The organism is Mycobacterium sp. E3339 (assembly GCF_001666915.1).
Taxonomy (GTDB): domain Bacteria; phylum Actinomycetota; class Actinomycetes; order Mycobacteriales; family Mycobacteriaceae; genus Mycobacterium.
Window position 1 is genome coordinate 22,618 of the sequence record NZ_LZIZ01000009.1, and the last position, 10,052, is coordinate 32,669.

Sequence of the window (10,052 nt, forward strand, 5' to 3'; positions counted from 1 at the left end):
TGCCCTGCATGACGACGAGTTCGACCGACGCCGTGCCCAACCCCCATGCCACGGCCGAGCAGGTGGAGGCGGCCAGGCACGACAGCAAGCTGGCCCAGGTGCTCTACCACGATTGGGAAGCCGAGTCCTACGACGAGAAGTGGTCGATCTCGTATGACCAGCGCTGCGTGGATTATGCCCGGGACTGCTTCGACGCGATCGTGCCCGACGAGGTCCTGCGCGAGCTGCCCTACGACCGGGCCCTCGAATTGGGCTGCGGCACCGGCTTTTTCCTGCTCAACCTGATCCAGTCCGGGGTGGCCCGGCGCGGGTCGGTCACCGACCTGTCACCCGGGATGGTCAAGGTCGCCACCCGCAACGGCCAGTCGCTGGGACTGGACATCGACGGCCGGGTCGCGGACGCCGAGGGAATTCCTTACGACGACAACACCTTTGACCTGGTGGTCGGGCACGCCGTGCTGCACCACATCCCCGACGTCGAGCTCGCGCTGCGGGAGGTGGTCAGGGTGCTGCGGCCCGGCGGCCGGTTCGTGTTCGCCGGCGAGCCGACCACGGTCGGCGACACCTACGCCCGCACGTTGTCCACCCTGACCTGGCGCGTCGCGACGAACGTCACCAAGCTGCCCGGTCTGGACGGCTGGCGGCGGCCGCAGGCCGAGCTCGACGAATCCTCGCGCGCCGCGGCGCTGGAGGCCGTCGTCGACCTGCACACGTTCACGCCGGGCGACCTGGAGCGGTTGGCCGGCAACGCCGGTGCGACCGAAGTGCAAACGGCCACCGTGGAATTCACCGCCGCCATGCTGGGCTGGCCGCTGCGCACGTTCGAATGCGCGGTGCCGCCGGGGCGACTGGGCTGGGGCTGGGCGAAGTTCGCGTTCAACAGCTGGAAGGCGCTGAGTTGGCTGGACGCCAACGTCATGCGGCACCTGGCGCCGAAGGGCTGGTTCTACAACGTGATGATCACCGGGGTCAAGCCCTCCTGAGTGGCGGCCTGGTTTTCGGCGCCGAGGACGTCCGTTATCTGCGGTCGCAACCGGGTGCCGCCGCGCTGGCCGCCGTCTCCGCACTCGCGCTGACCGACGCGACCCGGGTCGCCGACATCGCCGCCGCGCGAGCCCGCTTCGGCGACCGGACGGCCGTGTTGGTGGAGACGACGCTGCTGCGCCGCCGCGCCGCCGAGAAGCTCGGTGAGCTGGGCGCCGAGATCTCGAATTGGTTGTTCACCGACGAGGCGCTGCAGCAGGCGACCGCGGCCCCGGTGGCGATGCATCGGGCCCGCCGGCTCGCCGAGGCCGGTGTCGTCGTGCACGACGCGACCTGTTCGATCGGCACCGAGTTGGCCGCACTGCGGTGCGCCGGCGTTCGTGCGGTGGGCAGCGACCTCGACTGGGTCCGGCTGGCGATGGCGCGGCACAACCTGGGGGAGGCGGCCCCGCTCTGCCGCGCCGACGCGCTGGCGCCGGTGACCCGCGGCACCGCGGTGCTCGTAGACCCGGCGCGCCGTGCCGGCGGGCGGCGCCGCTTCCGCATCGACGACTACCGGCCGGGCCTGGGCGCCTTGGTCGACACCTACCGAAGCCGCGACCTCGTCGTAAAATGTTCTCCCGGAATAGATTTCGAAGAAGTGGACCGCCTCGGCTTCGACGGCGAGATCGAGGTGACATCCCATCGCGGCTCGGTGCGGGAAGCGTGCCTGTGGTCGGCCGGACTGGCGCAGCGGGACGTCCGCCGGCGGGCGACGGTCCTCGATCGCGGCGAGCAGATCACCGACACCGACCCCGACGACTGCCCGGTGCGACCGGTGGGGCGATGGATCGTCGACCCCGACGGCGCGGTGGTCCGGGCGGGGCTGGTGCGCCACTACGGCGCGCGCCACGGACTCTGGCAACTCGACCCCGACATCGCCTACCTGTCGGGCGATGAGCTGCCGCCCGGGGTCCGGGGCTTCGAGGTGCTCGAGCAACTGGCGTTCGACGAGCGGCGGCTGCGCCAGGCGTTGTCGGCGCTGGACTGCGGGACGCTGGAGGTTCTGGTGCGTGGCGTGCCGGTCGACCCCGACGCGCTGCGGCGCCGGATGCGGCTGCGCGGTGGCCGGGCCCTGTCGGTGGTCATCACCCGCATCGGGCCGCGGGCCGGCGGTCGCGCGGCGGCGTTCGTCTGCCGTCCCTCGCGATAGCGCCCGGTAGGCTGGTGCGACGCTCTGCCAGGCGTCCAGCCCCGCCTAACCTGCAAGGACAACGGAAGAATGCGTTTTCTGATAGCGGCCGTGGTGCTCGCATCGGCGGCCCTGTTGGGTTGGCCGGCGGCCGCCGCGCCACCGTCGTGTGCCGGCGTCGGCGGCACCCTCGAGGACGGCCAGATGTGCCGCGTGCGCGCCACCGGTCCCACCTACACGCTCAACCTGGCGTTTCCCGCCGACTATCCCGACGAGCAGGCGCTGATCGACTACGTCACGCAGAACCGGGACGGTTTCGTCAACGTCGCCCAGAGTTCCGGGTCGCGCGATCAGCCCTACCAGCTGGAGGCCACCACCGAGCAACGCAGTTCCGGCCAGCCGCCGCACAACACCCGCAGCGTGGTGCTCAAGTTCTTCCAGGACCTCGGCGGGGCGCACCCGTCGATCTGGTACAAGGCGTTCAACTACAACCTCGGCACGAAGCAGCCCATCACCTTCGACAACTTGTTCGCGCCGGGCACCACGCCGCTGGACAGCGTCTTTCCGATCGTGCAGCGCGACCTTGAACACCAAACCCCGTTGGGCGCAGCGATTCTGCCGTCGACCGGGCACGACCCGACGCACTATCAAAACTTCGCCATCACCGACGACGAGCTGATCTTCTACTTCGCGCCCGGTGAGATCCTGCCGGCCTTTGCCGGGCCGGTTCAGGCGCGGGTGCCGCGCAACGCCGTCCCGCCGCTGGCGGTCTAAACCGGGCCGGCCAACGTCTCCATCGCCGCGGCGCCGACCGCCAGCGCCACCTGCGCGACGCAGCCGAGCAGCGGGACGAAGAAGGCGGTCCGGCGCTTGGCCAGGCGGCGGATCGCGACGACCAGCGCAATGACGACGAGGACGACGCCGCCGCCGATCCCCAACACCATCGCGCGGTCGATCCACGCCGGGTCGCCGCACTTTTGGGTGCCGCACGGGTCGGTGCCCATGACGAACAGGCCCAGCAGGCCAACGGTGACCGCGACCAGGAAAGCCTGGGTGGCGAGCAGCAGCACGGTGGCGATGCGGTCGGCCGTCGGATTGCGCTGCCCCTTTTGGGAGTAGGCGTTGATGGCGGCCTGCATCTCGTCGTCGTCGGTGGGCATGGGCCCAGTATGGCCGCCCCTACTCGGGCGCGAAGCCGTAGACCTGGCCGTCGCTGGTCGCGGCCACCACGCGGCGGTCGGCGCCGACCGCGATCCCGACGGGATAGCCGGTGGCCGCCGGAAGGGGATAGCTGCCCTGGGTGTGGCCCGTGCCGGGGTCGAACACCAGTAGGGACATGCCGGGTGCGCCGTTCGCCGCCGGGCCGCTGACCACGCTGTAGCCGACGCCCGCACCGGCCAGGCTCGACGACGACAGCGGGACGACGTCGTCGCGCCGCCACGCCGCATCGGCGTGATCGCCCGCGTCCTTGAACGCGGCCAACCGGGTGTCGGGGCCGCCGCCCGATACGACGAGGCCCTCGGGCGTGACCGCGGGCGGCGTCTGCGCCAGAAATCCCAGCGGCACCGACCACTTCACTTTCCCGTCGGCGGCATGCAGCGCCCACAGTCGTTCGTCGCGGCCGTTGACGTAGACGGTTGACCCGTCGGCGGACAGCACCGGGCTGGCGATGACACCGGCGGCGACGGCGTCGCTGGTCCACTCCCGCGACAGCAGCGGCGTCTGGCCGGGGTGATACTTCAGCCCGACCAGCCCGGCGGTCGGCGCGCCCGGCTGCCACACGCCCAGCACCGCCATCTGGCTGGCCGCGGAGAAGGCCGGCGCGGCGGCCACCGGGCAGCCCTGCCGGGCCGGCGCGCAATCCGCCAGGCCGCGCGTCGCGTCGGTGGGATCGACGCCCTCCACCAGATCCATCGGGCTGCCGGCCACCGCGCCGCGGTGCGCTTCGAAGACCAGCACCTGGCCCAGGTGCGTCGCGGCGAGCAGCTGCCCGTGACCGAGAAACCTTGGCGTCAAAGGCATTCCGATCACCGGCTGTCGCCAGCGCGTCCACTGCGTGACCGGGAAGGAGAGGAAGGCGCCCGGCTGACCGACGTAGACGTTGTCGAACCCGTCGAACAGGGGACCCGCGAAGCCGCCGCCCTGGAACAGCCGCACGCACCAGCGTTGCCGGCCGTTGTTGTCGTTCTCCCATTCCATCAGCGAGCACCCGGCCGGGGTCTGCGCGTTGAGGGCCAGGTAGCCGCGCGCGCTGAGCGCTGGGCCCGCCGCCAGGCTGCCCTTGACCGAGCGCGTCCACCGCAACGACAGCTTGGTGGCGCCGCCGGTGGGCGTGTAGCTGCTGTTGGCCGCGTCGGCGTATTGCGCGGGCCAGCCCTGCGACGGCGCCGCGTCCACCCACGAATCGGTGTTGCCGCAACCGGCGAGCCCGCCGGACAGCGCGGCCGCGAACACCACAGACGACCAGCGCCGAAGTTGTCGGGCAAGCACCTCGAAGTCCAAATCCTTCCGCGCCGCGGGCAGCGATCGAGTACAGGTGAGGGTAACCCGTGGCGGTTCGCGTGCCGGTGATTGCCCGCGTTAGGCTGTCCGGCTGTGACGAGCATGTGGGGTGCACCGGTCCATCGCCGCTGGCGTGGATCGAACCTGCGGGACCCGCGCCAGGCCAAGTTCCTCACGCTGGCCTCGCTGAAATGGGTGCTGCGCAACCGCGCGTACACGCCGTGGTACCTGGTGCGCTACTGGCGGCTGCTGAAGTTCAAGCTCGCCAACCCGCACATCATCACCCGCGGGATGGTGTTCTTGGGCAAGGGCGTGGAGATCCACGCGACGCCCGAACTGGCGCAGCTGGAGATCGGCCGGTGGGTGCACATCGGCGACAAGAACACCATCCGTGCCCACGAAGGCTCGCTGCGGTTCGGCGACAAGGTGGTGTTGGGCCGCGACAACGTCATCAACGCCTACCTCGACATCGAGCTCGGCGACTCGGTGCTGATGGCCGACTGGTGCTACGTCTGCGACTTCGATCACCGCATGGACAACATCAACCTGCCGATCAAAGACCAGGGCATCGTGAAGTCGCCGGTGCGGATCGGGCCGGACACCTGGGTGGGGGTGAAGGTGACGGTGCTGCGCGGCACGGCGATCGGCCGGGGCTGCGTGCTGGGCTCACACGCGGTGGTCCGCGGGGTCATCCCCGACTACTCGATCGCGGTCGGTGCGCCGGCCAAGGTGGTCAAGAACCGTCAGCTGGCCTGGGAGAGTTCGGCCGCCCAGCGCGCCGAGCTGGCGGCGGCGCTGGCCGACATCGAGCGAAAGAAGGCCGCTCGCTAGTTGTGACCCGCGGCCAGCACCGCTAGCTCGCGGGTTCGGGGTGGTCGTCCACCTTGAAGTCGAAGTTGACGTCGCCCGCGTCCACGTCGGTGACGGTCACCGCGATGCCGTATTTGTCGGTGCCGTCGACGAGTTGGCACCGCAGCGTCGCGCCCTGGACGCCCTTCAGGTTGTCGGGGCAGGTCACCGAGTCGGGCTTCGTGCCGACCTGCTGGGCCAGCTTGTTGCTGATGATGCTGGCGACCTGGTTCTTGTCGACCGTCTCGACCATGTCGAACTTGACGTCGCTGCCGTTCACGCTCGTCACGGTCACATTGACGTTGAAGGTCTGGTTCTTGACCTTCATCTCGCAATTCAGTTGCGCCCCAACCTTGGCGGGCAGATCGTTCGGGCAGTTCACCGAATCGGGCTTGTTGCCCGCGGCGTCGGTCAACTTCGAGGTGATCTGGCCCGCGACATCGCTCTTGCTGACCGAGTGCGAGGAGCCGACGGAGCACGAACAGGCGTTCACGCCCGCCAGCAATCCCGCTGCGGCACCGGAGATCAGCAACGTCCGAACGATGGGGTGTGACATCAGCGCCTCCCGAGCGGCTCAACAACGACGAATCGGCTGATAATCGCACGCAAAAACGGCTTCGCGTAGGCGATTGAGCAAACATTCACGCAAGCGACAATTCGCCGCGGAGCCGCGATCAGATGCTTTGGTAGCGACGCAGCGCTTCGGCGCGCTCGGCGCCGTGGTCGACGATCGGGGCCGGGTAGCCCGCCGGCCGTTCGCTTTTGCGCAGGTGCGCATCGTCGACCGGGCGCAACTCGGGCACCCAGCGCCGGATGTACTCCCCGGACGGGTCGAACTTCTCGCCCTGGGTGGTCGGGTTGAACACCCGAAAGTACGGCGCCGCATCGGTGCCGCAGCCCGCGCACCACTGCCACCCGTGCTGATTGTTGGCCATGTCGCCGTCGACGAGCTGATCGAGGAACCACTCGGCACCCCATTGCCACGGCAGGTGCAGGTCCTTGACCAGAAACGATGCGACGATCATCCGCACCCGGTTGTGCATATAGCCGGTCTCGCGCAGTTGACGCATCCCGGCGTCGACCAGTGGAAACCCGGTTTCGCCGGCCTTCCACGACTCGAAGCGGCGTGTCGCTTCGGCGTCGGTGTCGGTGCGGATTCCGTCGAACTGCCGGTTCCAATTGCGCCAGGCGCTGGCCGGCCAGTGATGCAGCACGTCGGCGTAGAAGTCGCGAAACGCCAACTCGCGCAGGTAAGCCTGGGCGCCGCCGTGACGAAGGTCGAGATCGGCGACCATGGTGCGCGGATGGATGGTGCCGAACTTCAGGTACGCCGACATCCGGCTGGTGCCGTGCAAGTCGGGCCGGTTGCGGTCCTCGTCATAGTGCTGTAATCCGTTGGCCACGAATGACTTCCACTGCTTGAGGGCCGCGGCCTCCCCGGCGGCCACGTCGAGCGCGGTGCCCGGATCGGGGATTTCGCATCGCTTGATCCGCAGTTGCACCGGATCGAGCCAGCGCGCGGACTCGGCGCTCGTCTTGGCCGGTGCCCGCCAGCCGAATTCGCGCCATTGGCGCAGAAACGGGGTGAACACCTGATAGGGCGTGCCGTCCTTCTTGGTGACCCGGCCCGGTGACACGAGGTACGGCGATCCCGTTGCTATCAGGGGCACGGAATCCAGCGCCGCACGCACCCGCTCGTCACGGCGCTTACCGTACGGCGCGAAGTCTTCGGAAACGTGTACCGCCGACGCGCCGATCTCCGTGGCGATGCGCGGGATCAGCTCGTCGGGCCGGCCGCGTGCCACCAGTAACCGGCCGTCGAGGTCGTCGCGCAGTTGGCGCAGCGAGTCGCCCAGGAACTTCAGGCGGCGCCGGCCCGACGACGCCTCGAGCCTGGGGTCGAGCACGAAGCAGGCGAGCGTTTCCCCGTCGCCGGCCGCGGCGTTGAGCGCCGGATGGTCACCCAACCGCAAGTCGCGACGAAACCATAGGAGCGTCGGCATGATTCAGCGGTTGAGTCGCCAAATGTGGGTGGCCAGGACGGTGGCGAACGAACACCAGAGCGGGTACGCCGACAGGGCCAGCCCGGCCCGCGGGTCGGCCTGCGCGGCCCGGCGCGCAAGGTCGGCGCTGCTGGCCGTCAGCACGGCCGCACCGACCGCCGAGGCGCCCAGTTTGTGGAATCGGAAGAAGAGCCAACTCCATGAGGCGTTCAGGATGAGGTTCACCCCGAGCGCGGTCGCGTAGCGGCGCGCCTTGTCGTGTTGGCCCGAGGCCCGAAACGCGTCGATGGTTTCCGCGGAGGTGACCGCGATGTCGCCGTAGAGGGTGGTCCACGCCACGGGGAAGGCGGCGCTGGGGGGCTGGTACGGCGGCTTGCGCAGCCGCGCATACCAGGTGGAGACGCTGGTCGGGCTGGCGATGCTTCCCGATACGGCGGCGGCGGCGACGGCGAGACCCGTCGCCGCCAAAGTTGACCTGTTCACGCGGTGCTCCGTTCGTGTCGGTTGATTTGTGGTGCAAGGACTTTGGCGGGTTGTGGTTGGCTGGGCCACCAGATGCGATCACCGATGAGGGCGAACAGCGCGGGAATCACCAGCGTGCGGACCACGAAGGTGTCCAGCAGGATGCCCAGGCCGACGATGATCCCCAGCTGGGTCAGCACGATCAACGGCAGCACGCCGAGCACGCAGAAGACGGCCGCCAAAACGATTCCCGCACTGGTGATGACGCCACCGGTGGCCGATACCGCGGCGACCATGCCGGCGCGGGCACCGCGCTGTGCGGACTCCTCGCGGGCGCGGGTCACCAGAAAAATGGTGTAGTCCACGCCGAGGGCGGCCAGGAACAGGAAGGCGAACAAGGGCGTGCTGTTGTCCAGCGCCGGAAAACCGAAGACGTGGCTGCTGGCCCAGCCGCCCATGCCGAGCGCGGCCAGCGCGCCGAGGATGGTCGCGGCGAGCAGCGTGGGGGGAGCGAGCGCCGACCGCAGCAGGACGTAGAGGACGACCAGGATGACCGCGAGGATCGCCGGGATGAGCAGGTGCCGGTCATGGGTGGCCGCGTCGCGGACGTCGAGCGCCTGCGCATCGGCCCCGCCGACCAGCGCCGCGGGGCTGGTGGACTTCGTCGTATCACGCAGCGCGGCAATGATTGTGAACGCGCGCTCGGAGGACGGCGGCGCGTCGATCACCACTGACCACCTGGTCAGCCCGGACGACGAGCGGCCCGACTCGGTCACCGACACCACTCCCGGGGTCGACGCGATGGCCTGCGGCACCGGCGAGGCGTCGGGGGCTATCACCACCGTGGGGTTGGCCAGGCCCGCCGGAAAATGCGCTGCCACAACCTCATAGCCGGTCACCGAGTCGGCGTGAACCCGGAACTGTTCGGTCTGCGACAGGCCGATCCGGGTGCCCAGCAGGCCGGTGGCCAGCGCCGCCAGGCCCGCGATGGCGACCGTCGCGACGAGCGCCGGTCGCCGGTTCACCCACTCGCCGACGCGTTGCCAGGCGCCGGAATCCGGGGCCGGGCTATCCTCGGCGCGCGGAACGAAGGGCCAGAACAATCGCCGGCCGCACAGCGCGAGCAACGGCGGCAGGATCACCAGCGCGGACACCGCGGCGACCACCAGCCCGCACGCCGCCAGCGCGCCCAGGCTGCGCGTGCTGGGCGTCGAGGCGAACAGCAGGGTGAGCAACGCCAGCACCACGGTGGCGTTGCTGGCGACGATCGCCGGCCCGGCCATCCGCACCGCGCGGCGCAGTGCGTCTCGATGCGCGCCGTGGCGTCGCAGCTCCTGCCGGTACCGGGAGATCAGCAGCAGCGCATAGTTCGTGCCCGCCCCGAAGACCAGCACGCTGGTGATCCCGGACGTGGCGCCGTCGAAACTGAGACCGGTCAGCGGCGCCACGGCGGTGCCCACCGCGGCCGCGACCCGGTCGGCGAACCCGACCACCAGCAGCGGCAGCAGCCACAGCACCGGTGAGCGGTACGTGGCGATCAGCAGCAGGGCCACCACCGACGCCGTCACCGCGAGCAGGGTCACGTTGGCGTTGGTGAACGCGCTGGCGATGTCGGCGCCGAACGCCGGGCCGCCGGTGACGTGGGCGCGCAGCTCCGCCGGCAGGCCGGTGGCCGCGGCCTTGCGCAGGTTCGCGACCGCGTCGCCGAGCGCGAGCCCCGACAGGTCGGCGCAGACGCGCACCACCCCGATGGCGGCCTTGCCATCGGCGGATACCTGCGCCGGTGCGGGGGCGTCGCCCGGCTGCGCGGCGGCCTGCACGCGATCGCGGGCCGCTTGGGCGGCGGCGACGTCGGCCGGGCGGAGTGCGGCGCCGTCGGCGCGGCTGACCACCACGATCAGTGGCAGCCGGTCCCCACCGGGGAATTGGCGGGCCATCGCGTCGACCCGGGCCGAATCCGAGCTGGTCGGCACCGACAGCGGGGCCTGGCCGGCCGCGGCGTTCGCGCCGACCAGGACGATGAAGACGATGCCCGCGAGCGCGGCGCCCAGCGCGAACAGCCACGAGCGCCGTCCGGTCAC

At 70.2% G+C, this 10,052-nt stretch carries 10 protein-coding genes; 4 read left to right on the plus strand and 6 right to left on the minus strand.

Annotated elements, in window-relative coordinates:
* Positions 1-8 precede the first annotated feature (8 nt).
* The 3 genes from A5702_RS00360 (at position 9) to A5702_RS00370 (ending at position 2,929) form a co-directional block, all read left to right on the plus strand.
* Positions 9-983 (plus strand): class I SAM-dependent methyltransferase, encoded by a 975-nt coding sequence (locus A5702_RS00360; protein ID WP_068217287.1) that lies wholly within the window; start codon positions 9-11, stop codon positions 981-983.
* Positions 980-2,176, plus strand: coding sequence for a class I SAM-dependent methyltransferase (locus A5702_RS00365; protein ID WP_197506466.1), 1,197 nt, complete (start codon positions 980-982; stop codon positions 2,174-2,176). Before A5702_RS00360 ends, A5702_RS00365 begins: the two co-directional genes overlap by 4 nt.
* Positions 2,177-2,245: 69 nt before the next feature.
* A complete protein-coding gene (locus A5702_RS00370; RefSeq protein ID WP_068217293.1) occupies positions 2,246-2,929 on the plus strand; it encodes an esterase in 684 nt (227 codons plus the stop codon).
* Here A5702_RS00370 and A5702_RS00375 read toward each other — a convergent pair.
* Both A5702_RS00375 and A5702_RS00380 read right to left on the minus strand, forming a co-directional pair.
* Positions 2,926-3,444 (minus strand): DUF6264 family protein, encoded by a 519-nt coding sequence (locus A5702_RS00375; protein WP_231633844.1) that lies wholly within the window; start codon positions 3,442-3,444, stop codon positions 2,926-2,928. The two genes, A5702_RS00370 and A5702_RS00375, sit on opposite strands and share 4 nt — an antisense overlap.
* Positions 3,335-4,612, minus strand: coding sequence for a PQQ-binding-like beta-propeller repeat protein (locus A5702_RS00380; protein WP_197506467.1), 1,278 nt, complete (start codon positions 4,610-4,612; stop codon positions 3,335-3,337). The genes A5702_RS00375 and A5702_RS00380 overlap by 110 nt, the downstream gene beginning before the upstream one ends.
* Positions 4,613-4,750: 138 nt before the next feature.
* Between A5702_RS00380 and A5702_RS00385 the strand changes: the two genes are divergently transcribed.
* Entirely contained in the window at positions 4,751-5,488 is a 738-nt protein-coding gene (locus A5702_RS00385; RefSeq protein WP_055403978.1) for an acyltransferase, read from the plus strand.
* A gap of 22 nt (positions 5,489-5,510) precedes the next feature.
* Here A5702_RS00385 and A5702_RS00390 read toward each other — a convergent pair whose 3' ends face one another.
* The 4 genes from A5702_RS00390 to A5702_RS00405 all read right to left on the minus strand — a co-directional run.
* Positions 5,511-6,062, minus strand: a complete 552-nt coding sequence (locus tag A5702_RS00390; RefSeq protein ID WP_068217300.1) for a DUF4333 domain-containing protein — start codon at positions 6,060-6,062, stop codon at positions 5,511-5,513.
* 118 nt (positions 6,063-6,180) lie between these two features.
* Positions 6,181-7,509, minus strand: coding sequence for a deoxyribodipyrimidine photo-lyase (locus A5702_RS00395; RefSeq protein ID WP_068217304.1), 1,329 nt, complete (start codon positions 7,507-7,509; stop codon positions 6,181-6,183).
* A gap of 3 nt (positions 7,510-7,512) precedes the next feature.
* Complete coding sequence (locus A5702_RS00400) at positions 7,513-7,992, minus strand: TspO/MBR family protein (RefSeq protein ID WP_068217308.1); 480 nt, start codon at positions 7,990-7,992, stop codon at positions 7,513-7,515.
* The coding region (locus A5702_RS00405) for an MMPL family transporter (RefSeq protein WP_231964944.1) at positions 7,989-10,052 on the minus strand (2,064 nt) is incomplete at its 5' end. The genes A5702_RS00400 and A5702_RS00405, both read right to left, overlap by 4 nt.